Annotated in this window: 18 protein-coding genes; 13 read left to right on the top strand and 5 right to left on the bottom strand. The window is 71.1% G+C overall.

The annotated features are described in order from the left end of the window. The first annotated feature begins 82 nt into the window (after positions 1 to 82). From AB0K03_RS21360 to guaA, 3 genes are all read left to right on the top strand, one after another. On the top strand, positions 83 to 1,885 hold the full coding sequence (locus tag AB0K03_RS21360) for a S8 family serine peptidase (RefSeq protein ID WP_364687438.1): 1,803 nt from the start codon (positions 83 to 85) through the stop codon (positions 1,883 to 1,885). Between the two features lie 112 nt (positions 1,886 to 1,997). After that, positions 1,998 to 3,830: a S8 family serine peptidase gene (locus AB0K03_RS21355; protein WP_364687436.1), complete on the top strand. Its 1,833-nt coding sequence runs from the start codon at positions 1,998 to 2,000 to the stop codon at positions 3,828 to 3,830. A 167-nt stretch (positions 3,831 to 3,997) separates the two neighbouring features. Then, positions 3,998 to 5,551 carry a glutamine-hydrolyzing GMP synthase gene (gene guaA, locus AB0K03_RS21350; protein ID WP_364687434.1) on the top strand — a complete coding sequence of 518 codons (1,554 nt, stop codon included), beginning with the start codon at positions 3,998 to 4,000 and terminating at the stop codon, positions 5,549 to 5,551. Positions 5,552 to 5,695: 144 nt separating this feature from the next. Here the strand turns inward: guaA and AB0K03_RS21345 are convergent, their stop codons facing one another. Then, positions 5,696 to 6,046 (bottom strand): PspC domain-containing protein, encoded by a 351-nt coding sequence (locus AB0K03_RS21345; protein WP_364687432.1) that lies wholly within the window; start codon positions 6,044 to 6,046, stop codon positions 5,696 to 5,698. 683 nt (positions 6,047 to 6,729) lie between these two features. Between AB0K03_RS21345 and AB0K03_RS21340 the strand changes: the two genes are divergently transcribed. The 3 genes from AB0K03_RS21340 (at position 6,730) to AB0K03_RS21330 (ending at position 10,093) form a co-directional block, all read left to right on the top strand. Next, the gene (locus AB0K03_RS21340) at positions 6,730 to 7,677 is read left to right on the top strand and encodes an NUDIX domain-containing protein (protein ID WP_364687430.1); all 948 of its coding nucleotides are present in this window, start codon (positions 6,730 to 6,732) and stop codon (positions 7,675 to 7,677) included. 268 nt (positions 7,678 to 7,945) lie between these two features. Then, complete coding sequence (locus tag AB0K03_RS21335; protein ID WP_364687428.1) at positions 7,946 to 8,887, top strand: NUDIX domain-containing protein; 942 nt, start codon at positions 7,946 to 7,948, stop codon at positions 8,885 to 8,887. A gap of 303 nt (positions 8,888 to 9,190) precedes the next feature. Beyond that, the gene (locus AB0K03_RS21330; protein WP_364687484.1) at positions 9,191 to 10,093 is read left to right on the top strand and encodes a CDP-alcohol phosphatidyltransferase family protein; all 903 of its coding nucleotides are present in this window, start codon (positions 9,191 to 9,193) and stop codon (positions 10,091 to 10,093) included. A 74-nt stretch (positions 10,094 to 10,167) separates the two neighbouring features. Here the strand turns inward: AB0K03_RS21330 and AB0K03_RS21325 are convergent, their stop codons facing one another. From AB0K03_RS21325 to AB0K03_RS21315, 3 genes are all read right to left on the bottom strand, one after another. Further along, positions 10,168 to 11,412 (bottom strand): phosphatidylserine decarboxylase, encoded by a 1,245-nt coding sequence (locus tag AB0K03_RS21325; protein ID WP_364687426.1) that lies wholly within the window; start codon positions 11,410 to 11,412, stop codon positions 10,168 to 10,170. Between the two features lie 69 nt (positions 11,413 to 11,481). Beyond that, on the bottom strand, positions 11,482 to 11,847 hold the full coding sequence (locus AB0K03_RS21320) for a phage holin family protein (RefSeq protein ID WP_364687424.1): 366 nt from the start codon (positions 11,845 to 11,847) through the stop codon (positions 11,482 to 11,484). Then, the gene (locus tag AB0K03_RS21315; RefSeq protein ID WP_364687482.1) at positions 11,844 to 13,262 is read right to left on the bottom strand and encodes a PspC domain-containing protein; all 1,419 of its coding nucleotides are present in this window, start codon (positions 13,260 to 13,262) and stop codon (positions 11,844 to 11,846) included. The genes AB0K03_RS21320 and AB0K03_RS21315 overlap by 4 nt, the downstream gene beginning before the upstream one ends. A gap of 449 nt (positions 13,263 to 13,711) precedes the next feature. On the opposite strand from AB0K03_RS21315, the gene AB0K03_RS21310 reads away from it, so the two are divergent. The 7 genes from AB0K03_RS21310 to AB0K03_RS21280 all read left to right on the top strand — a co-directional run bounded on the left by AB0K03_RS21310 (position 13,712) and on the right by AB0K03_RS21280 (position 22,391). Beyond that, positions 13,712 to 14,944 carry a PspC domain-containing protein gene (locus tag AB0K03_RS21310; protein ID WP_364687480.1) on the top strand — a complete coding sequence of 411 codons (1,233 nt, stop codon included), beginning with the start codon at positions 13,712 to 13,714 and terminating at the stop codon, positions 14,942 to 14,944. Continuing rightward, positions 14,941 to 15,606 carry a response regulator transcription factor gene (locus AB0K03_RS21305; RefSeq protein ID WP_364687422.1) on the top strand — a complete coding sequence of 222 codons (666 nt, stop codon included), beginning with the start codon at positions 14,941 to 14,943 and terminating at the stop codon, positions 15,604 to 15,606. The genes AB0K03_RS21310 and AB0K03_RS21305 overlap by 4 nt, the downstream gene beginning before the upstream one ends. Positions 15,607 to 16,649: 1,043 nt before the next feature. Then, entirely contained in the window at positions 16,650 to 18,296 is a 1,647-nt protein-coding gene (locus AB0K03_RS21300) for an ABC transporter substrate-binding protein (protein WP_364687420.1), read from the top strand. Positions 18,297 to 18,435: 139 nt separating this feature from the next. Continuing rightward, on the top strand, positions 18,436 to 19,362 hold the full coding sequence (locus tag AB0K03_RS21295) for an ABC transporter permease (protein WP_364687418.1): 927 nt from the start codon (positions 18,436 to 18,438) through the stop codon (positions 19,360 to 19,362). Continuing rightward, positions 19,355 to 20,329 carry an ABC transporter permease gene (locus tag AB0K03_RS21290; protein ID WP_364687416.1) on the top strand — a complete coding sequence of 325 codons (975 nt, stop codon included), beginning with the start codon at positions 19,355 to 19,357 and terminating at the stop codon, positions 20,327 to 20,329. The genes AB0K03_RS21295 and AB0K03_RS21290 overlap by 8 nt, the downstream gene beginning before the upstream one ends. Positions 20,330 to 20,338: 9 nt before the next feature. Then, positions 20,339 to 21,376 carry an ABC transporter ATP-binding protein gene (locus AB0K03_RS21285; protein ID WP_364687414.1) on the top strand — a complete coding sequence of 346 codons (1,038 nt, stop codon included), beginning with the start codon at positions 20,339 to 20,341 and terminating at the stop codon, positions 21,374 to 21,376. After that, positions 21,369 to 22,391 (top strand): dipeptide ABC transporter ATP-binding protein, encoded by a 1,023-nt coding sequence (locus tag AB0K03_RS21280; protein ID WP_364687412.1) that lies wholly within the window; start codon positions 21,369 to 21,371, stop codon positions 22,389 to 22,391. Before AB0K03_RS21285 ends, AB0K03_RS21280 begins: the two co-directional genes overlap by 8 nt. A gap of 288 nt (positions 22,392 to 22,679) precedes the next feature. Here the strand turns inward: AB0K03_RS21280 and AB0K03_RS21275 are convergent, their stop codons facing one another. Further along, entirely contained in the window at positions 22,680 to 22,970 is a 291-nt protein-coding gene (locus AB0K03_RS21275) for a chorismate mutase (RefSeq protein ID WP_364687410.1), read from the bottom strand. Between the last annotated feature and the right edge of the window lie 174 nt (positions 22,971 to 23,144).

The following is a 23,144-nucleotide window of genomic DNA, read 5'->3' as shown; positions in this document are numbered from 1 at the left end:
CATTGAAAAATACAAGATCGGCCGTACGCTGGCCGCCGCGATTCGCCGAGGCGGCGGTCGAACACGGGGAGGCACGTCCTACATGAAGCTTGTCTCACGGCGCGTGGTCGTCGGAGCGCTGTCGGTCACGGTCGTCGCGGCGACCGCCGGCGTCTCGACCTGGGCCCTGGCGGGCGAGACGCCGTCCGCGCCGGTGCGGCTCGTCGTCGGCCTGAAGCAGGGCGCGGACACCACCGCCCCCATGCGCACCGTGTCGTCGATGGGCGTCCGCTCGGTCGACTCGGCCGGCCCGGGCGAGCAGGCGATGTCGGAGCTGCGGGCGCAGACCCTGGAGGTCTCCCCGGCGCGCAGGTCGCGGGTCATGGCGGCGCTCAAGAGCGACCCGAACGTCGCGTACGTCGAGGTCGACCACGTCCGCAAGGCGTACGACCTCCACCCCGACGACCCGATGTACGTCGGCACCACCGACCCCCAGGGCAACCTGCAGCGGTTGCAGCCGGAGGTCGACCAGGTGAACCTCCCCGCCGCCTGGGAGACGACGACGGGCGCCGCGGTCAAGATCGCGGTGCTGGACACCGGCGTGGCCAAGGTCGGCGACCTGACCGGCGCGGTGCTCGGCGGCTACAACTACGTGAGCAACAACGGCAACACCGCCGACGACTACGGTCACGGCACGATGGTCGCGTCGCTCATCGCCGCCCGCGGCAACAACGGCAAGGGCATGGCCGGCGGCTGCTGGAGCTGCATGATCCTCCCGGTCAAGGTGCTGGACAAGAACGGCTCCGGCTACGACAGCAACATCGCCAAGGGCATCGTGTACGCGACCAACAACGGCGCGAAGATCATCAACATGTCGCTGGGCGGCACCGAGACCAGCAAGGTCCTCGCCGACGCCGTCTCGTACGCGAACCTCAAGGGCGTCCTCGTCGTCGCCGCGGCCGGAAACGCGGGCTTGACCGATTACGCAACGACCAAGCAGTATCCGGCGGCGTACCCCGACGTGGTGGCTGTGGGCGCCACGGACCGCAACTCCGACGCGCCGGCCGCGTTCTCGAGCCGCAACAAGCCCGGCGACAGCTGGGTCGACATGGCGGCCCCGGGCATCGTGACCGCCATGGACCGGTTCGAGAACTACCACACCGGCGAGCCCGGCACGTCGTTCGCGGCGCCGATGGTGTCCGGCGCGGCCGGCCTCATCAAGACCGTGCACCCGGAGTACACCGGCTGGTCGATGCAGCGCGCGCTGCTCACCTCGGCCCGCTCCATCGGCGCGAACAACGGCTGGGCCAAGTACGGCATGCTCGACGCCGGCAAGGCGCTGACCGTCGGCACCGACACCACCGTGCCGACCATCAGCGGCCTCTCCACCCCCGGCGAGGGCTGGCGCGTGCACGGCAAGATCCCGGTCAAGACCACCGGCGTCGCTGACAACTGGTCCGGCGTCCGCAACGTCGACCTGTTCGCCGACGGCGTCTACAAGGCCCAGGACCGCACCGCGCCGTACGAGTTCACGTACGACACGGCCGGCAAGAACGGCAAGGTCAAGCTGGAGATCAAGGTCTACGACAAGGCCGGCAACCGTACGGTCTTCACCCGCTCGATCACCGCGGACAACACCGCGCCGACGGTGACGATCACCAGCGGCCCGGCGAGCGGCGCCAAGGTGACCGGAACGGTGAAGCTCGCGGCGACCGCCTCGGACGTCAACGGCATCCGCAGGGTCGAGATGCTGATCAACGGCTCGGTGAAGGCGACCGACACGACGTCGCCGTACAACTTCAGCTTCAAGGCCTCGAGCTACGCCTCGGGCATGAAGGTGCAGATCCGCGCGACCGACAACGCCGGCAACGTCAAGTACGCGCCCACCCGGACCTACAAGCGCTGACGTACGCAGCACCGAAAGCCCCTGCCGAGCGCTCCCGGCAGGGGCTTTCTGCTACCCGATAGCTCCCCGTACGGTCCGGATTTCCGCCCGGTCCCCGCCGAGTGTGGGGGCCATGATCCTGCGTGCAGTGACGGTCGGCCTGCTTGTCGGTGGCATCGCGCTTGCCCCGTCCCCCTCCCTGGCCGCCCCGGCTGCCTCAAGCGACGCCGCCTCGCCCGTGGCCGGCTCAGGCGGGGTCGTCTCGCCCGTGACCGGCTCGCCCGTGACCGGCTCGCGCGAGGTTGCCTCGCGCGCCGCCGCGGAGCCGGTGTCTCTGGTCGTGGGGCTGCGGGCCGAAGCCGAAGCGGACGGACCCGCGGACATTTCGGGCGGCACGGACGTCGTCGCGGACCTCGCGGAGACCGTCGACGTCGTCTCCGCCGAGCCGCTGACCGGCGCGGTCGCCGTCGACGTGCCCGCCGGCCAGGCAGCGGAAGCCGCCGACGTGCTGCGCGCCGACCCGGCCGTCGCGTACGTCGAGCAGGACCACCTCGCCACCGTTGCCACCACCCCGAACGACCCGGCCTACAGCGGCCAGTGGGGCATCACGCGGACCCGCGTCGACGCCGCCTGGGACACCACCCGCGGCCGCGGCGGCGTGGTCGTCGCCGTGGTCGACACCGGCGTCAAGGCGCTGCCCGACCTCTCCGGGCGCATCCTGCCCGGGTACGACTTCGTCAACGACGACAGCAACGCCACCGACGACCAGGGACACGGCACGTCGACCGCGGACGTCATCGCCGGCTCCGGCAACAACGGCGTCGGGGTCGCTGGCATCTGCTGGTTCTGCAAGATCCTGCCGGTCAAGGTGCTGAACTCCGACGGCGTCGGCTCGTACAGCGACATCGCCGAGGGGATCCGCTGGGCGGCGAACAAGGGCGCCGACATCATCAACCTGTCGCTCGGCGGCGACTCGGACAGCCGGGTGCTGCGGGACGCCGTCGCGTACGCCACCGGCAAGGGTGTCCTGGTCCTCGCGGCCGCCGGCAACGACGGCAGCTCCGCGCTGCACTACCCGGCGGCGATCCCGTCGGTCATCGCCGTGGGCGCCTCCACCTCCACCGACACCCGCTACTCCTGGTCGAACTACGGCAGCAGCTGGGTGGACATCGCCGCGCCGGGGTGCAACCCGGCACAGTCCATGAACGGCATCGTCACCCAGTTCTGCGGCACGTCGTCGGCCACCCCGTTCGCCTCCGGCGTCGCGGCGCTGCTCGCCTCGACCACGCCCACCCCGACCGCCGCGACGATCCGTACCGCCCTCACCTCGTCGGCCGACAAGATCTCCGGCGGCTGGGTCGCCTCCTCCTCGGGCCGCGTCAACGCCGCGGCCGCCCTGGCGTCGCTGCCGGTCGCCGACGACACGGTCGCCCCGGCCACGTCGTTCGTGTCGCCGTCCGGGTCGGCCCTGGTACGCGGCTCGATCAAGGTGAGCGCCAAGGCCACCGACGACATCGGCATCGCCAAGGTCGAACTGCTCGCCAACGGCGTGGTCGTCAACGTCGACCGCGTATCCCCGTACACCCTCGCGTGGCGGCCGGCGATCCGCGGCGGGACCATGACGCTGATGCTGCGGGCGTACGACCGCGGTGGCAACGTGGCGACCGCCACCCGCAAGGTCCTCGTCGACAACTGGGGACCGGCGGTCCGGATCACCTCCGGCCCCAAGAACGGCACCCGCCACATCCGCAAGACGCGCCACGTGGCCGCCCGGTCCACGGACCGCAATGGCATCCGGAGGATGGAACTGCTGGTCAACGGCAAGATCATTCAACGGTACGCGGGCAGCACGCACTCGTTCGCCGTGCAGACGTGGAAGTTCGGCCGGAAGCTCAAGGTCCAGATCCGCGCCTACGACCGGGCCGGCAACGTCTCGTACGCTCCCGCCCGCACCTGGTATCGCTGACCTCGCCTGCCTTCGCATCGCTGGCCTCCCTTCCCGCGGTCCCATCATGGGCCCCCGGTCCGGTGGAGCTGCGGTTATCCACAGCTGAGCCCGGGCCGGGTGCGGTTATCCACAGGTGCCGCCCCGGGCCGGGAGGGCCGCCGCTCCCGCCGGTAAACTCGCGGGCCATGAGCACACCGCGTCCGGTCCTTGTCGTCGACTTCGGCGCCCAGTACGCCCAGCTGATCGCCCGCCGGGTCCGCGAGGCGCGGGTCTATTCCGAGATCGTTCCGCACTCGATGCCGGTCGCGGAGATGCTCGCCAAGAACCCGGCCGCCATCATCCTGTCCGGCGGACCGTCCAGTGTGTACGAGCCCGGCGCCCCGGTGCTCGACCCGTCACTGTTCGACAACGACGTGCCGGTGTTCGGCATCTGCTACGGCTTCCAGGCCATGGCCCAGGCGCTCGGCGGCACCGTCGCGCACACCGGCGCGCGCGAATACGGGCGTACCCTTCTCGCGCCCTCCTCGCAGGCCGGGACGCTGCTGCGTGAGCTGCCCGCGGACCTGCCCGTCTGGATGTCGCACGGCGACTCGGTGACCGAGGCCCCGTCCGGCTTCTCCGTGACCGCCTCGTCGGCCGGCGCGCCCGTCGCCGCGTTCGAGGACCTCGGCACCCGGCGCGCCGGCGTGCAGTTCCACCCCGAGGTGGCGCACACCCAGCAGGGCCAGGAGATGCTGCAGCGCTTCCTGTACGACATCGCCGGCATCGAGCCCACCTGGACGCCGACGAACATCATCGAGGACCAGGTCGCCGCGATCCGCGCGCAGGTCGGCCACAAGCAGGTCATCTGCGGCCTGTCCGGCGGCGTCGACTCGGCGGTCGCGGCCGCGCTCGTGCACAAGGCGATCGGCGACCAGCTGACCTGCATCTTCGTCGACCACGGCCTGCTGCGTGCGGGCGAGGCCGAGCAGGTCGAGAAGGACTACGTCGCGGCGACCGGCATCCGCCTCAAGGTGGTCGATGCCTCCGACCAGTTCCTCGGCCACCTCGCCGGCGTCACCGACCCCGAGCAGAAGCGCAAGATCATCGGCCGGGAGTTCATCCGCACCTTCGAGGCCGCGGCTCGCGAACTCGACGCCGAGCGCCACATCGAGTTCCTCGTCCAGGGCACCCTCTACCCCGACGTGGTCGAGTCCGGCGGCGGCACCGGCACGGCCAACATCAAGTCCCACCACAACGTCGGCGGCCTCCCCGAGGACCTGCAGTTCGCCTTGATCGAACCGCTCCGCACCCTCTTCAAGGACGAGGTGCGCGCCCTCGGCGCCGAGCTCGGCCTCCCCGAGGAGATCGTCCAGCGCCACCCGTTCCCCGGCCCCGGCCTCGCGATCCGCATCATCGGCGCGGTCGACCGCGACCGCCTCGACATCCTCCGCGCGGCCGACCTCATCGCCCGCGAAGAACTCACCGCGGCGGGCCTCGACCGGGACGTCTGGCAGTTCCCCGTGGTCCTCCTCGCGGACGTCCGCAGCGTCGGCGTCCAGGGCGACGGCCGCACGTACGGCCACCCAGTCGTCCTCCGCCCGGTCTCCAGCGAGGACGCCATGACCGCCGACTGGTCCCGCCTCCCGTACGACGTCATCGCCAAGATCTCCACCCGCATCACGAACGAGGTCCGCGAGATCAACCGAGTCGTCCTCGACGTGACCAGCAAGCCCCCGGGCACGATCGAATGGGAGTGACCCCGGCCGCCCACTGAGGCAGGGCAGCGTCGGCCTGAGGGCAGGGCAGCGTCGCTCTGAGGGCAGGGCAGCGTCGCTCTGAGGGCAGGGCAGGGCAGCGCCGGCTGAGGGCAGGGCAGCCCCCTGAGGTGGCGTCGTGCTCGCTTAGGCAGCTGGCGGCGTGCTCGTCGGCGCAGAGGAACCCGGCTGCTCGCCGGCGGGCTGCGTCCATGCCGGCCCACCCGGGTATGCCGTCGGGTGACCCCACGCGGGATCGGCCGGGTCACGCCAGACGGGCCCGGCGGGGGCCGGCTCCTCCGGCATCAGGAACCACGCGATCGGGTAGGCGAGGAGCCCCGCCCCCCACGTCATCACCGCGAGGACGGCGAACCCGACCCGGATCAGCACCGGGTCCACGGACAGGTACCGGCCGATGCCGCTGCAGACCCCGGCCACGATCCGGTCGTCGAGCGGGCGGCGAAGTTGCTTGTACGGGGCGACAGTCGGTTGAGTCATGCCTCAAGAATCGTTCCCGCGACGCCCGGCGACCTCCGTGACTGCCCGGAGACCAACCCTGATTCGTCCCCGGGTACGGCCCTTCACGGACCCGTCTGGTGCATCCCGCCGCCCGGGCGCAAGTTGCCGCCGGGGCGCATCCCGCCGCCCGCGCGTCCCGCCCCGGCTTCCCGCTCGGACCGCCTGCCCGGGCCGGCCCCGACATCCTGCCGGGACCGCCTACCCGGGCCGGCCCCGACATCCTGCCCGGACCGCTCGCTCGAACCTCTTGTCTCGGCCCGCCCGACATCCTGCCGGGACCGCCTGCCCGGGCCGGCCCCGACATCCTGCCGGGACCGCCTGCCCGGGCCGGCCCCGACATCCCGCCCGGACGCTCGCTCGAACCTCTTGTCCCGGCCCGCCCGACATCCTGCCGGGACCGGCCGCCCGGACATCCCGCGTCGGCGTTCGCGCCGACGCGCAAGCCGGCCTCGAGACCCGCCGCCGCCCATCGGCCCACCGCACCGCGACCCTGCCACCGCAGCACCCGAACCGCGGCGATAACGCCACATTGCTGTGTGTTACATACTTGCTGCGATCGGTGCGCAGAACCGCCCTGATCTGCGATTACTGAGGGCTATCGCCCTGTCAGGAATCCGACAGACGTTTCCTGGAGTTAACATAAACCGGGCAAGATGCCGCCCGTGACCCCCGCACTGGAGCCGCTTCGCAGGATTGCGGCATATGCCGTCGCGACCGACCCCCACGGCCGCGTCCTTCTCGTCCGTGCCTCGACCCGGTCGGGCACTCCCGGCGTCTGGTCGCTGCCCGGCGGCGCCGTCGATCACGGCGAGGATCCCAATCACACCGTCGTCCGCGAGACCGCCGCGGAGACCGGCCTGTCCGTCGCCGTCACCGGGCTGCGCGACGTTCTGGCCGACATGAGGTCGTTGCCGCACCGTGGCGTCACGATCCACACCGATCGCCTGATCTACGAGGTCTCCGTACGCGGCGGCAATCTCATCGACCGGGTGGGCCAGCCGACCGACATGGCTCGATGGCACACGCTGGAGGAGGCTCAGCAGCTGCGGCTGCGCCCGTTCACGGCCGCCGCCCTGGGGCTTCCCGCCGCCTCCGCCGACCTGCGGCCCGAGGAGGTGCCCGACTTCCCGTCGTTCTACGCGTACGCCGGGCCGGACGGGCTGCACCGCGCGCAGCGCTTCGCCGCGTACGCGATTGCAACCGATCCTTTCGACCGCCTGTTGCTGACCCGCATCGCGCCGGGGTATCCGGGCGAGGGGCGCTGGCACCTGCCCGGCGGCGGTACGGACTACGGCGAGCAGCCCGGCACCGCCCTGATCCGGGAGCTCGTCGAGGAAACCGGCCAGCAGGGCCGCCTGCTGGAGCTTCTCGGCGTCGCGAGCCACCGGGACGCAGCCTCGCTGGGGCCCGAGGGTTACCCGATCGACTGGCACGGCGTACGCGCCTTCTACCGGGTCTTCGTCGAGTCGCCCACCGACGTCACGGTCAAGGATGTGGGCGGGTCGACGTCCGAGGCGTGCTGGATGGCCTTGGAGGAGGTCGGCGGCCTGCCGGACGACCAGGTCACCGAGGTCACGGCCGAGGCGCTCAAGGCGGCGAACCTGACCTGACGGCGACCGGCCCCGCCGCCGCGGGCCGAGCCGGCGCAAACGCCCACCGGCACGACCGGGCCGGCGTGCCCGTCCGCAAGCGTGCCCGCCGGCGCAACCGGGCGAGCGTGCCCGCCGGCGCAACCGGGCGAGCGTGCCCGCCGGCACGACCGGGCGAGCGTGCCCGCCGGCGCAAGCGCCCGCCGGCACGACCGGGCGAGCGTGTGCAACTCCCGCCCCGCCTGAAATGCCCGATCGATCCCCGGCCCGCCCGGCTAGCCTTTCTCCTGTGAAGGTCAGACGAATCGGCGCGTACGGCCTCTGCCGTGACGCCGCCGGCCGCGTCCTGCTCGCCCACAACTCGGCCCTGTCCGCGTTCCCAGGGCTCTGGACGCTGCCCGGCGGCGGCGTCGAGCAGGGTGAGGACCCGGACGACACCGTCGTGCGGGAGTTCGCCGAGGAGACCGGCCTTCGGGTGCGCGTCTGCGGCCTGCATTCCGTCACCTCCGACGTCTTCCGCCTCCCGGGGACGGATACGTGGGAGCACACCGATCGGATCATCTACGACGTCGAGATCGTGGGTGGGGACCTTCGTGACGAGGCTTCGGGTACGACGGACCGCGTCGGCTGGGTGGCGCCGGGTGACGTGCCGGTGATGCCGTTCACCGCGCGCGTGCTCGGGCTGCCCGTGGCCGTGTCCGACGTGCCCGCCGATCCGGGGGAGCCGCCGGTTCGGACCAACCAGCGCTTCGGCGCGTACGGGGCCGTTACCGACCCGGATGGGCGAATTCTGCTGACCGAGATCGCCCCCGGATACCCGGGTGCCGGGATGTGGCACCTCCCCGGCGGGGGTACCGATCACGGTGAGCTGCCCGAGGTGGCGCTCGCCCGGGAGCTCGTCGAGGAGACCGGGCAACACGGACGGGTGATCGGCCTGATCGGCACGTCGCACCGGCACTATCCTGCGGCGCTGGGGCCGGAGGGCGTCCCCGTGGACTGGCACGTCGTGCGCGTCCTGTTCAGGGTTTGCGTCGACCGGCCGACAGAACCAGTGGTGACGGAGGATGCGGGGGGCTCGACAGCCGCAGCGGCCTGGTTCGACCAGGTCACGGCGCGTGAGCTTCCGCTGACCGATGTCGCCGCCTCGGCGCTGCGGCACGTCGCCGGGGAGGACCCGGCGGCACGCGGAGGAAAGCGCTCATCAAGGATCGGCTTGCGTGACCTCGGTTAGACTCGTCACAGGGCCAGGCAGTGTGCATGCCTCCTCGCCCACGACGGAGGATGAAAACTCCACATGACGTCGTTGCACACGACGGTCGATTTCCTCTCTCGCCAAGAGAGCCCGGCTGTGCGATTGTGTAACCCGTTTTAATCACGGTCCGTAGACGTACGGGCGATGGGCAGCACCCCGCGGCGGCCGAAGCCGGCGGGCTAACCAAACCCCAAGATGGAGGAGCACGTGCCGAGAACCCCTTGGCGCCGGCGTCGTACGACGGATAGTCCCCGTCCCGCCGGACGTCGTTGGGCAGGCCGGCTGCGCCGCGGCGGAAGTCTCGCCCGGCAGGCCCTGCTGGTGCGAGTGGGGCGCCGTTCCGGTGATGCCGGACGCGCCGCCACGGCCACCCGGGCCGAGGTGATCTACACCGGCACGGAGCTCGCTCCGTACGCCGGACGTGGCCGCACGGTGGCCACCTCCGGCAGCCATGGCCCCGTCGCCATGGCGCAGCCGGTCGTCGTCGAGGCCGATTCCGGAGCTCTGCTCCCCGGCGAGCGCACCGTACGCCGCCGGATCAGCTTCGCCGTCGTCAACGGCTGCACCCTCGCGAGCCTGGGCCTGGGCCTGCTCGCCATCTTCCTGGCCATGCAGGGCGAACCCCGGTTCGCCGCGGCCTGCCTCGTCGCCTGCGTGGCGTTCGACGGGCTCGACGGCGCCCTGGCCCGCCGGCTCGGGGTGTCCAGCCCGTTCGGGGCCCAGATGGACTCCCTGGCCGACATGTGCTCGTTCGGCCTGGCCGCGCCGGTCGTCGTGTACGCGTCGCTGGCTCACACGGTTCCCACCGCGGCCGCCGCGGTCGCCTGCATGCTGGTCGCGGGCTGCGCGGCCATCCGGCTCGCCCGCTTCAACGTCTCGCCGAAGGACGGTAAGTTCTTCGCCGGCGTCCCCACGACCATGGCCGCGGCGGTGCTCGCCGTGACCGTGCTGATCGGGCTGCCGCTGCCGGGCATCGCGGTGCTGGGCGGCGTGGCCGTGCTGGCGTTCGCGATGGTGTCCAGCTTCCCGTACGCGAAGCTCGCCCGGATCGTGAAGCTGCCGCCGTGGCTGTGGCTGCTGCCGATCGTCGGCGCTCTGGTCGACGCCCGGCTGACGTTCGTGCTGATCGTCGGGACCTACCTTGTGAGCGGCCCGGTCATGTGGCTGCGAGCGAAGCGGGTCTGACCAGCGAGAAGGTAAATGCGCCTGAACGACGAAGCGCCCACCCGGCCGAGCCGGGTGGGCGCTTTCGTGTCCGGCTACTTCCAGCGGGCGATGATCGAGGTGCCACCCCGGACGATGTCGCCCACGGCGACCGTCGCGTCCGCCTTGTCCACCGGGAGGTAGACGTCGGTGCGGGAGCCGAAGCGGATCAGGCCCATCCGCTCGCCGCGGGCCACCAGCGTACCCACCGGCGTGCGCTGCACGATCCGGCGGGCGATCAGACCGGTCCGCTGAGCGACCGCGACGGTGCCGTGGTCGGTGTCGAGGATCGTGTACGCCGCCACGTTGTGCTCGGCCGCCGCCGTCATGGCGTTCGCGTAGCCGCCGTCGATCACGAAGTAGTCCGTCACCCGGCCGGCCACCGGCATGCGGTTGACGTGCACGTCGAGGACCGACAGGAACACCGCGATGCGCAAGAACTCGCCCTCGCCCAGGCGGTCGTCGGTGAGCCGCTCCACCGACAGCACCCGGCCGTCGCTGGCCGCCACGACCGCGTCCTGATCGGTGGGGACGTCCCGCTCGGGGTCGCGGAAGAACGCCGCCACCGGCGCCGCCGCCAGGGCCGGCAGCAGCCAGAGCTTGGACTGGGGGCGGGCCGAGCGGGCCAGCGCGGCCAGGCCGAGGGCGATGCCGGCCGCCGCGACGCCGTTCGAGTCGATGTGCATGCCGCGGGTCACGGGCACGCTCGAGGGACGGTACGCCGGAGCCAGAGTGGCCGCCTTCGCGGTGTCCGCCGGGCTGAACCGGAGCCGGTGGATCCGCAGCGGGGGCTGGTTACGGACGACGAGGTCGGAGCCCACCCCGAACAGGGCGCTCTGCCGGAACAGCTCGGCGGCCGCTCCACCCGTACGCCCGGGGACTGCCGGCGTGGCCAGCGAGACGACCGCACCGTCCGTCAGGTATTTGCTGAGGCCGTCGAGGACCGCGCGGGTCTCCTCGGCGGTGCCGGTCAGCGGCTCGCCGAGCACCACCACGTCGGCGGGCTCCGCCTCGGCGAGCGACTCGACGATGCGGACCCGGTCGGCGATCCAGCTGCCGAGGCCGGTGATGTGGTCCCGCAGCAGCTCGGCGGTGCTGCGTTCGCCCGCGACCAGGGTCAGCGTGTCGCCGGGCAGCAGCGCCTCGACCGCCGCGGCGACCACGGTGGAGGAGTGGTCGGCGCCGATCACCAGGGCCGTCGTCGCGGCGTTGTGGCGGGCGAACTCGGCCGTGAGGCTGCGCGCGGCGCGCGGGCCGACGCCGGTCACGGGGGCGGTGGACACGGAGGGAAACGGCGTCATGCGCAAGAGCATATTGCGCCGCCCGCCGGTCCCACCCGCTGGTGTGACCGACGAACGGCGCAACCTCGCTCAATCCTGCTGCCGCGACGCGTCCGGCTTCTCGCCGGCCACCGGTGGCGCGGGGGGCAGATCAACGCGCTCGGCCGGGTTCTCCAACAGCTCCCGGACGATGTCGGCGTGCATCTCGGGCGGCAGGTCGCCCGGCACCTCCACCTGCGCCTCCGCCGCCACCGGCGCGGGCGTCTCGGCCCGGCGCCCGGACCGGATCGCGCCGAGCAGGCCGAGGGCGCCGAAGAGGATCAGCACGCCGGCGACCAGCCAGCCGAGCGCGGGGAGCCGTACGGTGACCACCTGCGCGACCGCCCACCACGCTGCCACCAGCAGGAAGATCAGGCCGAAGCTCAGCGAGATGCCGTCGGTACGGTGCGGCTTCACCGGGTCACCTCCACGTTGCCCGTGTGCATCTGGATGGTCAGGCGCAGCGTGCCGCCGCCCTCGCCGTCGGGGCCCAGGTCGGACACCGCTTGGACGTTCTGGTTGCCGGTCAGCTCGCGGCCGTACAGCAATGCGCGGCCGTCGTCCATGGTCAGCGAGGTCGTGGTGTCGACGTTCGCCGGCAGGAGGACCCTGACCTGCCCGAACTTCATCGCCACGGTGACCGCCTGGTCGTGGCCGGTGAAGTCGACCGAGCGCAGGTCCAGCGTCGCGTTGCCCACCGAGAAGTCGTATCGGTCGGCCACGGCGGCGAGGCTCTGCGGCCGGAACGAGCTGTTGGCGAACTCGCCGCCGAAGCGCTCGACGCCGCTCGAGACGGCCAGCCCGAACGTCGCCAGCACCGCCAGGAAGATCAGTCCGCGGGCCCGGCCGAACCAGGCCCCGACGATCAGGCCGAAGGCGATGGTCGCCAGCGCGGCCGCGAAGTATCCCGACACCGGCACGTTCGCGCCGGCGGAGTCGATCAGGGCCAGGACGCCCATCACGACCACCAGCCCGAAGAACGTGATGCGGCCCAGCTTGGAACGCTCGCGGGGTCGCTTCGGCGGCCGCGGTGGCGACGGCGGTGCCGGCGGAGCGTACGGCGGGTGCGCGGCCCCCTGCGCCCACGGCCCGTGCGGCGCGAACGGCGGCCGGTACCCGCCGGTCGGCGGGGCGAACGACGGCGGCGTGTACGAGGGCGGCGCCGGTGGTGCGGGGGGAGCAGAGGCAGCTCCCGGCACGGGCGGCATCGGTGGCAGCGGGGCGGTCACCGGTTCGCCGGCCGGTGCTGCGGCGGCCGCCTTCGTGAACGAGGTGGCCGGCTCCTCCGCCGGGGCCGGAGCCGCCGGGGCCGGCTGCGCGGGCGTCGCCGGGGGAAAGGTCGCGGTGGCCGCCCACGGGTCGGCCGGGGCCGGTCCGGCGGGCGCGGAGCCGCCGGCCCTGTTCGACTTCTTGAGGGCGAGCGCGCCGACGACCAGCACCGCGGCCGCCAGCAGGGTGGCGCGGAAGCCGTCGCGGACGATGAACGCGAAGGTCAGGGCGGCGGCCGCACCGAGCAGCACCACGGACAGCGGGGCCATGGCGGACTTGCCCCGGCCGAGCAGCGACTCGATCGGTGATGCGGTGTCGCCCTCGGCGGGGATCAGCAGCCAGCCGGCGAGGTAGATCAGCACGCCGACGCCGCCGAAGAAGCCGAGAACGGCCAGCAGCACCCGCCAGAGCACCGGGTCGGTGTTCGTCGCGCGGCCGATCGCGCCGCAGACGCCGGCGATGTAGCGGCCGCGCGCCGGGCGGATGAGCTTGTCGCGGGAGAACGTGGGCCCGTCGGGAGCGCCGAACCAGGGCGGCGGCTGGCCGCCGGGCGGAGGCGGCATGCTCCCCGGGGGCGGCGTGCTCCCCGGCGGCGGCGGTGTGCTTCCGGACGGGGGCGGTGTGGCGCCCGGCGGGGGCGGCGGCGGGTCGTCGGCCGGCGGAGCGCCCGGTGCGGGCGGCTCGTACGCCGGCGGAACGTCGCCCGAGGCCGCCGGCTCCGGTGGCGCCGGCGGGACGGCCGAAGGTGCCGGAGCGTCCTGCGACGACCCGGCAGCTCCGCGGGACTGGGCAGCTTCGTCGGTCATGCCTTCGATACTGGCGGTGCGAGCACCCGGCCCGCCTCAGGCGCCGACCCTGAGGGCACCCTGAGATCCGGGGAGCCGATTCCTGGGGGTGTTTCCCCGTAGCCGCCGCTCACCGGGACGTGTGACGATCGAACAGGCCCACGAGTACGGCGTGACGAAGGAGGACAGCGATCACCGCCACTGCAGCACCCCCGCCGACGCGCCGTCTGTACCGGCCGCGCGACCACCGTGTCATCGCCGGGGTCGCGTCGGGAATCGCGCGTCACCTGAGCATTCCCGTGACGGCGGTGCGCGTCGCTCTCGTCGTACTCCTGGGTTTCAACGGTCTTGGTCTTCTGCTGTATGCGGTCTTCTGGGCGGTCCTGCCGCAGCAGGTCGCCACCGGCGCGCCGAAGCCCCGCCGCGATCTGGTCCTGCTGCTGCCCTTCGGGGCGATCGGCCTCGGCGTGATCCTGCTCGAAGGGCTGCTCTTCGGCGACGACAAGGGGGTGGCCGGCACCGCCGGCTGGCTGGTCGCGGTCATCGCGGTCGGCGCCGGGGTGATCTGGCACCAGTCCGACCCGACCCGGCGCGGGCACTGGGCCGACAACCCCGCGCAGGCGCCGTGGCTGGCCGCCGTGATCGCGGAGAGTGACCGCCGGTCGTTCCTGTTCCGCTTCATCGGCGGCGGCGTGCTGGTCGCGGTCGGCGTCATCGGCGTCTTCGCCGTGTACGGCCCCAAGAACAACCTCGTGATCGTCTTCAACGGGGTGATCTTCGCCCTGGTCGGCCTGCTCGGTGTCGGCGTGGTGGTGGCGCCGCTGCTGTGGCGCACGTTCAGCCAGCTGCGCAGCGAGCGTGAGGGCCGCATCCGCGAGCAGGAACGTGCCGAGGTCGCGGCCATGATCCACGATCAGGTGCTGCACACGCTCGCGCTGATCCAGCGCAACTCGGCCGACATCAAAGAGGTCCAGCGGCTGGCCCGGGGACAGGAGCGTTCGCTGCGCAACTGGCTGTACAAGCCGGCCGCGTCGCCGACCGAGCGGTTCGCGGCGGCGCTGGAGCAGGCCGCCGCCGAGGTCGAGGACACGTACGCGATCTCCGTGGAGACCGTGGTCGTGGGCGACACGCAGTGTGACGAGCGGGTCGCAGCACTGGTCGCTGCGGCCCGGGAGGCGCTGGTCAACGCGGCGCGGCACGCGGGCGTGCAGACCGTCTCGCTCTACGCCGAGGTCGAGGACCAGGAGCTCAGCGTCTTCGTCCGGGACCGCGGCGCCGGGTTCGACCTCACCGCCGTGGCCGAGACCCGGCACGGCGTCCGTGGTTCGATCATCGGGCGCATGCAGCGGCACGGCGGCAAGGCCGTGATCCGCAGTTCACCGGGGGACGGCACCGAGGTGCGCCTGACGCTGCCCGCCTCGCCGATGAGCGTCACCGCCGGAAAGGAGAACGCACGATGACCGAACCCGCCGCCGACGAGGGCCGCCGCCTCACCGTCTTCCTCGTGGACGACCACGCCATGTTCCGCGCGGGCGTACGCGCCGAGCTGGGCGCGCACGTCGACGTGGTGGGGGAGGCCAGCTCGGTCGCCGAAGCCGTCTCCAAGATCGCCGCCACCATGCCCGACGTGGTGCTGCTCGACGTGCACATGCCCGACGGCGGCGGCCGCGCGGTCCTCGAGGCCATGCGCCGCAGCCACCCGCAGGTCAAGTTCCTGGCACTGTCGGTCTCCGACGCCGCGGAGGACGTGATCGGCCTGATCCGCGCCGGCGCCCGTGGGTACGTCACCAAGACGATCTCGCCGGACGAGCTCGCCGCGGCGATCAAGCGGGTGGCCGACGGCGACGCCGTGTTCAGCCCCCGGCTCGCCGGCTTCGTCCTCGACGCCTTCGCCGCCCGGCCCGACGTGCCGGTGGCCGACCCCGAGCTCGACCAGCTCACCAACCGCGAGCGCGAGGTCCTGCGGCTGCTGGCGCGGGGGTACGCGTACAAGGAGATCGCCAAGGAGCTCTTCATCTCGATCAAGACGGTCGAGACGCACGTGTCGAACGTGTTGCGCAAGTTGCAGATGTCCAACCGGTACGAGCTCTCCCGCTGGGCTGCGGACCGCCGGCTGGTCTGACCCGGCACGCTGGTCGCGGGCCGTTCGCCGGGGGCGGCCACGCGGCGGGCTGGGTGCATCGGGACCTGGACCGCACCGCGACCTGGGGCGCGCCGCGTTGTGGGCGGTGGGCGCGGCGCCGCACCTAGCCGGGCTGGGCTGGGCGGTCGCACCCCAGGCCCGGGGGAGCGGTCGCGGTCGAGCTGGGCGGGGCAGTCGCGTTCGGTCAGGTCGGGGTTGGGCTGGGCGGTCGCGTCCAGGCCGGGCGCCGCGACGCGTCCGGGCCGGGCGCCGCGACGCGTCCGGGCCGGGCGCCGCGACGCGCCCGGACGGCACTCGGCGTGCTTTGCCCCGGCGGCGGGTGCTTTGCGTGGGCGGAAGAAAATACGCAGCGTCGGAGCGCCGTAAGGCCTACCCTGCCCACCCGGCGAGCGCCGCACCGCCGCCGGGTGTGCCTCGCGGCGGTGGCGAAATGGCGGGAAGCCGGCGGAATCCGGGCTGTGGATATCCCGATCGTCCCACCGTTGTTCGGGCAGAATGGGATGCACTCCAAAAGAGTGACGAATGTGGCGATCGGTCGCGCGCGACGGTCTGACCTGCTCAGACTTCAACTCGGATAAGCGCCGGAACGGCGGTGGGTGGCGCGGCGGGGGACCGCTCCGGACAAACAGCCGCGGAGGCGGGCGAACAGCCCAGACCGATGGTCACCGGGGCGCGAAGGGGAATGCTTGACGTCCCTGTTCTGGCTCCTCGTCGCGTATCGGGTTGATAACACGCCTTTCCGAGATGGGCAGGGGGTGTCAGAGTTGCTTCGACCTCGCGCCCGTGTCTTCTGCGGAGCTCGAACAGTCATCGCTGCCAATGGCGGTGCACTGTGCGGTGCCGACGGACGAGTGCCCGTCGGCCGTCGTGGTCGGCCGGGCGACCCACCGAAGTCGACCGGTATGGAGACGCACCTGCGGTAGCTTGCACCTCATCGGACGGCACCCCCGACCGGTGGCGGGTCCGCGGACATGCTCCGATGAGCCCACGAGGTAAGAACCTTTTAGAGGAGGCCTTGAACAATGAGAGTCTCGAAGCGGGCGGGCGTGGTCGCGCTGACCACCGCCGTCGCGCTCGTGGCTGCTGGTTGCAGCGGTAGCGACGACAGCGATACCGGCAAGGGCAGCGGCGATACCGCAAACGGTGCGATCACCATCGACGGCACTCAGCCCGAGGTCGGTCTGGTTCCCGCCAACACCACCGAGACCGGTGGCGGCAAGATCATCGACTTCATGTGGACGGGCCTGGTCTCGTACCCGAACGACGGTGGCGCTCCGGTGAACGCCGTCGCTCAGGACATCAAGACCACGGACTCCAAGGTCTACACGATCAAGATCAAGCCGGACACCAAGTTCCACGACGGCACCGTCGTCAAGGCGAAGAACTTCGTGGACGCGTGGAACTGGGCGGCCTACTCGCCGAACGGTGCGCAGAACGGCAGCTTCTTCAGTGACATCGCCGGCTTCGCCGACGTGCACACCGAGGACCCGGACGGCGACGGCCCGAAGAAGGCGCCCGAGCCCAAGGCCAAGACGATGTCCGGCCTGAAGGTCATCGACGACACGACGTTCGAGGTCACCCTCAACGCGCCGTTCTCGATCTTCCCGACCAAGCTCGGCTACAGCGCCTTCATGCCGCTGCCCGACGCGTTCTTCTCCGAGACCCCGGAGGCCTTCGGCAAGAAGCCGATCGGCAACGGCCCGGTCAAGTTCGTCTCGTGGCAGGACAACGTCGAGATCAAGCTGACCCGCTTCGACGACTACAACCTTGACGACAAGGTCAAGATCAAGGACGTCACGGTCAAGATGTACCAGGAGGACACCGCGGCGTACAACGACCTGGTGTCCGGCACGCTGGACTTCCAGCAGCAGGTCCCGGTCTCCTCGCTGGCCGGCGACAAGTGGAAGGCCGACCTGGCCGACCGCGCGATCGAGGCGCAGATCCCGGTCATGCAGATCCTGGGCATCCCGATCTACGACAAGCGCTTCCAGAACGCGAACCTGCGCAAGGCCATCTCGATGTCGATCAACCGCCAGGAGATCGCCGACAAGATCTTCTTCAACACCCGTAAGGCCGCCACCAGCTGGTCCAGCCCGCTGGCGCCCGGTCACACGGACGGTGACTGCACGGTCTGCAAGTTCGACCCGGCGGCCGCCAAGGCGGCGCTGCAGGCGGCCGGTGGCTTCACCGGTGAGCTGGTGCTCTACTACAACGCCGACGCCAGCCACAAGGAGTGGATGGAGGCGACCGCGCAGAGCATCAAGACCAACCTGGGCATCAACGCCCGGGCCGAGGGTGTGCCGACCTTCGCGGTCTTCCGCCAGACGATCAACGACCACAAGATGAAGGGCATCTACCGCGCCGGCTGGCAGCAGGACTACCCCGACGTCGAGAACTGGATCGGTCCGCTGTACGTGACCGGCGGTTCCTCGAACGACGGCCTGTTCAGCAACGCCCAGGTGGACAAGCTCTACAAGGAGGGCACCGCGGCTCCCTCCGTCGACGCGGCGCACGCCAAGTTCGCCGAGGCGACCAAGATCATCGACCAGGAGGTGCCGGCGATCCCGATGTTCGAGGTCACCCAGCAGTCGGGTGTCTCGGACCGCGTCACCGGTGTGAAGACGACCAACGTGGGAGAGATCGACCTCTCTTCGGTCCAGCTCAAGTAAGGCGCGAATCTCAGGTCCGGTCTACCCTGCGAGGGGTGGGCCGGACCTGAGTTCTTCCCACGCCCGGAGTCCTGCCGACCCCCGCACGGCTCCGGTTTCGTCATGGGCGTCACCAACGCCCGTTCTAGGAGAAACATCCATGGGCCGATACGTGCTGAGGCGGCTGCTCCAGCTGATACCCGTTTTCTTCGGGACCACGTTCCTCATCTATTACCTGGTCTGGGCCGTGCCCGGTGACCCCTTCGCCGGCAAGTGCGGCGAGCGGCCGTGCCCGCAGTCGTACGTCGACTTCATGACCGAGAAGTTCAACCTCGACAAGCCGATCATCGTGCAGTACGGCACGTACATGAAGAATCTGCTGCAGGGCGACTTCGGGCAGACCTTCGGCGGCCGGCAGATCAGCGACCTGATCGCGGACGCGTACCCGAACACGATCAAGCTGGCGATCGTCGCGCTGGTCATCGAGGCCGTCATCGGCCTGACCGCCGGCGTGATCACCGGCCTGCGCCGCAACGGCTTCCTGGACAACCTCGTCCTGGTCTCCACGCTCTTCATGATCGCGCTGCCGATCTTCGTGCTCGGCTTCCTGCTGCAGAAGTGGCTCGGCGTCGACCTCGGCATCGTCAAGCCGACGGTCTCCAACCCGCCCAGCATCGGCGAGCTGATCATGCCGGGCTTCGTGCTGGGGAGCGCGTCGATGGCGTACATCGCCCGGCTCGCGCGGACCAGCATCGCCGAGAACCGGCGCTCCGACTACGTCCGTACGGCGATCGCCAAGGGTCTGCCGATGAAGCGGGTCGTGGGTGTGCACCTGCTGCGCAACTCGCTCATTCCGGTGGTCACCTACCTGGGCACCGACCTGGGCGCGCTGATGGGTGGCGCCATCGTGACCGAGGGCATCTTCAACATCAACGGTATCGGCCGGCAGGTCTACCGTGCGATCGTCACGAAGGAGGGCGCGACCGTCGTGTCGATCGTCGTGATCCTCGTGCTCGTGTACCTGATCTCGAACCTGCTCGTCGACCTTCTGTACGCCGCGCTCGACCCGAGGATCCGCTATGAGTGAGCCCATGCCCCCGTCGCTGGTGACGTCGCCGCCGACCACCGAACCGACCGTGGGGAACGCGCTCGAGGCGGACGCGCAGGAGAAGAAGTCCCGCGACAAGCCCCGCGGGCTGCTCGGCGACGCCTGGCGTGACCTGCGCCGCAAGCCGCTGTTCTGGATCTCCGCCGCGCTGATCCTGCTGTTCGTGCTGATGGCCGCCATGCCGTTCCTGTTCACGTCGGCTAGCCCTTCCGAGGGCGTGCTCGCCCGCAGCCGGGTCAGCCCGTCAGCGGACGCCTGGTTCGGCTACGACGTGCAGGGCCGCGACGTCTACGCCCGTGTCATCTACGGCGCGCGGGCGTCAATCGTCGTCTCGCTCGCCTCCACGTTCGGCACCGTGCTCTTCGGCGGCATGATGGGAGTCATCGCCGGATACCGCGGCGGCTGGCTGGACGGCCTCGTGTCCCGGCTCGGCGAGGTCTTCTCCGGCATCCCGTTCGTGCTCGGCGCGATCGTCATCCTCTTCACGTTCAACGGCCCCGGCACCAACCGCGGCCCCTGGGCCATCATGGCGATCGTCGTGGTGTCGCTGGTGATCCTCACCTGGCCGGTGTCGATGCGCATCATGCGCTCCTCGGTGCTGGCCGTCCGGGACGCCGACTACATCGTGGCGGCCCGCGCGATGGGCGCCGGCCCGGGGCGGATCATCTTCAAGCACCTGATCCCGAACTGCCTGGCGCCGCTGCTGGTGTACTCCACGATCCTGATCGGCTCCTTCGTCGGCGCGGAGGCCACCCTCTCGTTCCTCGGCGTCGGCCTGCGGACCCCCGTGGTCTCCTGGGGCATCATGATCAACGAGGCGCAGAACTACATCCGGGTCTCGCCCTTCCTCCTGTTCTTCCCGTCGGCTTTCCTGGTGACGGCGGTTCTGGCGTTCGTCATGCTGGGCGAGGCCGTCCGCGAGGCCCTCGACCCGAAACTCCGGTAGGAGATCCCCTTGTCCGAAGTTGTTATCACCGACCCCCGGTACGCCAGTGCGGGCAAACCCTCCGGCAGGCTGCTCGAGGTCGAGGATCTGCGTGTCGAGTTCCGTACCCGGGACGGCGTCGCGAAGGTCATCAACGGTGTCACCTACCACGTCAACGCCGGCGAGACGCTGGCGGTGCTCGGCGAGTCCGGCTCCGGCAAGAGCGTGACCGCCCAGGCGATCATGGGCATCCTGGACACCCCGCCCGGCTTCGTCACCGGCGGCCAGATCCGGTTCCACGGCGACGACATGCTCAAGATGAGCGCCGAGCAGCGCCGCCGGATCCGGGGCAACGGCATCGCCATGGTGTTCCAGGACGCGCTGTCCGCGCTCAACCCGGTCTTCACCGTCGGCTTCCAGATCGCCGAGCAGTTCCGCGTACGGCAGGGGCTCAGCCGCGGCGACGCCAAGAAGCGCGCGATCGAGATGCTGGACCAGGTCAAGATCCCGCATGCGAGGCAGCGGGTGAACGAGTACCCGCACCAGTTCTCCGGCGGTATGCGACAGCGCGTCATGATCGCGATGTCGCTGGCGCTCGACCCGGAGGTGCTGATCGCCGACGAGCCCACCACGGCGCTCGACGTGACGGTGCAGGCCCAGATCATGGATCTGCTCGGCGAGCTGCAGCGCGAACGGCAGATGGGGCTGATCCTGATCACCCACGACCTCGGTGTCGTCGCCGACGTCGCCGACCGGATCGCCGTCATGTACGCCGGGCGCATCGTGGAGGAGGCGACGGTCTACGAGCTGTACGCCAAGCCCGCGCACCCGTACACGATCGGCCTGCTCCAGTCGATCCCGCGGCTCGACGAGAAGGGCCAGGAGCTGCGCACCATCAAGGGCCTGCCGCCGAACCTCATGCGGATCCCCTCCGGGTGCCCCTTCCACCCCCGCTGCCCGATGCGGGTGGACGACATCTGCATCCCGAACGTGCCGCCGCTGCTGCAGATCGGCGCCACCCGGGCCAGCGCCTGCCACTTCGCCGAGGACCTGGTGAACCGTGACTGAGACCATCCTGACCGTCAACAACCTGGTGAAGCACTACCCCGTGACCCGGGGCGTGGTCTTCCGGCGCACCATCGGCCAGGTGCACGCGGTGGACGGGGTGTCGTTCGACCTCAAGGCCGGCGAGACCCTCGGCGTGGTCGGCGAGTCGGGCTGCGGCAAGTCGACCCTGTCCCGGGTGCTGATGAACCTGGAGAAGCCGACCAGCGGTTCGGTGCACTACCGCGGCCAGGAGCTCTCCGGGCTCCGGGGCGCGGAGCTGCGCCGGATGCGCCGGCAGATCCAGCTCGTCATGCAGGACCCGTACACCTCGCTGGACCCCCGGATGACCGTCGGTGACCTCATCGGCGAGCCCTTCGAGATCCACCCCGAGGTGGCGCCCAAGAGCGGCCGCCGGCGCAAGGTGCAGGAACTGCTCGAGGTGGTCGGGCTCAACCCCGAGCACATCAACCGCTACCCGCACCAGTTCTCCGGCGGTCAGCGCCAGCGCATCGGCATCGCCCGCGCGCTGGCCCTGCGGCCGGAGATCATCGTCTGCGACGAGCCGGTCAGCGCGCTGGACGTCTCCATCCAGGCCCAGGTGATGAACCTGCTCGACTCGCTCCAGAAGGAGTTCGGGCTGGCGTACGTCTTCATCGCCCACGACCTGTCGGTGGTCCGGCACCTGTCGGACCGGGTGGCGGTCATGTACCTCGGCAAGATCGTCGAGATCGGCACCGAGGACGAGATCTACGAGCGGCCCACCCACCCGTACACGCAGGCGCTGCTGTCGGCCGTGCCGGTGCCGGACCCGACGGTCCGGCACACCAAGCAGATCATCCGCCTCACCGGCGACGTCCCCAGCCCGGTGAACCCGCCCTCCGGCTGCCGCTTCCGTACGCGGTGCTGGAAGGCGCAGGACGTCTGCGCGACGGACGTGCCCGAGCTCGTCGAACGGCGAGGCAGCGACCACCCGAGCGCCTGCCACTTCGCCGAGCCGCGCGAGGTCGTGGTGTCCCACGACGCGAGGACGGTCTGACCGTACGGCTCGAGCGGCCCGCCATCCCGGAGACGGGGGGCGGGCCGTTCGGCTTGTGGGCGCAAGCGCGGCGGGTGGCCCGGCCGCTGAGGGTCGGCAAGCGCGGCGGGTGGCCCGGCCGCTGAGGGGCGGCAAGCGCGGTGAGTGGCCCGGCCGCTGAGGGGCGGCAAGCGCGGTGAGTGGCCCGGCCGCTGAGGGAGGCGCGGCCCGCTGCGGGTGCGTGTCCGGCTGCGGGACCGGTGCGCACCCGCGGCGGGCGATCGCCCGGCCACAGGCCGGGAGGGCCTGCTAGAGCGGGCCGCGGCCGGCGCGGAGGATCATCAGGGCGACCTGGGTGCCGTCGGCGCCCAGAGCCTCGCGGAAGCGTTCCACGATCTCGCGTTCGCGGGAGAGCACCAGGCGGGTGCCGCCGGACGCCATGCGGGTCTTGCCGACCTCCTGGGAGAGCCGGGCGCGTTCCAGCCACAGGTCGATGATGGCCTGGTCGATCTCGTCGATCCGCTCCCGCATCGCCTTGATCTCCTCGGCGGCGGGGGGCGCTCCGGCACCGGTGGACTGGTCCATCACATCGGCGGTCATGTCGTGCTCCTCGGGTGCTGACGCCTCGGTCGGTCCGGCCCGGACAGCATCAAGCCCCGGGCTGGGAAGCCCGGGGCTTGATGTAGGAATGTCGTTCAGACGCGTCCTACGGCCGCCGGACCTCCGGTGCCGTAGTAAAAAAATCGCGCGGTCTGAATCACGGACCGAGTATGC

This window comes from Actinoplanes sp. NPDC049316 (assembly GCF_040677315.1).
GTDB lineage: Bacteria > Actinomycetota > Actinomycetes > Mycobacteriales > Micromonosporaceae > Actinoplanes.
Note: the sequence above shows the minus strand (reverse complement) of the source record. Positions and strands in the feature narration are given on the sequence as shown.

Excerpts from the sequence above, each read along its gene's own strand:
- AB0K03_RS21360 (WP_364687438.1), top strand. The coding sequence starts at position 83 with ATGAAGCTTGTCTCACGGCGCGTGGTCGTCGGAGCGCTGTCGGTCACG.
- AB0K03_RS21355 (WP_364687436.1), top strand. The coding sequence starts at position 1,998 with ATGATCCTGCGTGCAGTGACGGTCGGCCTGCTTGTCGGTGGCATCGCG.
- guaA (WP_364687434.1), top strand. The coding sequence starts at position 3,998 with ATGAGCACACCGCGTCCGGTCCTTGTCGTCGACTTCGGCGCCCAGTAC.
- AB0K03_RS21345 (WP_364687432.1), bottom strand. The coding sequence starts at position 6,046 with ATGACTCAACCGACTGTCGCCCCGTACAAGCAACTTCGCCGCCCGCTC.
- AB0K03_RS21325 (WP_364687426.1), bottom strand. The coding sequence starts at position 11,412 with ATGACGCCGTTTCCCTCCGTGTCCACCGCCCCCGTGACCGGCGTCGGC.
- AB0K03_RS21315 (WP_364687482.1), bottom strand. The coding sequence starts at position 13,262 with ATGCCGCCTCCGCCCGGCGGCCAGCCGCCGCCCTGGTTCGGCGCTCCC.
- AB0K03_RS21305 (WP_364687422.1), top strand. The coding sequence starts at position 14,941 with ATGACCGAACCCGCCGCCGACGAGGGCCGCCGCCTCACCGTCTTCCTC.
- AB0K03_RS21300 (WP_364687420.1), top strand. The coding sequence starts at position 16,650 with ATGAGAGTCTCGAAGCGGGCGGGCGTGGTCGCGCTGACCACCGCCGTC.
- AB0K03_RS21295 (WP_364687418.1), top strand. The coding sequence starts at position 18,436 with ATGGGCCGATACGTGCTGAGGCGGCTGCTCCAGCTGATACCCGTTTTC.
- AB0K03_RS21290 (WP_364687416.1), top strand. The coding sequence starts at position 19,355 with ATGAGTGAGCCCATGCCCCCGTCGCTGGTGACGTCGCCGCCGACCACC.
- AB0K03_RS21275 (WP_364687410.1), bottom strand. The coding sequence starts at position 22,970 with ATGACCGCCGATGTGATGGACCAGTCCACCGGTGCCGGAGCGCCCCCC.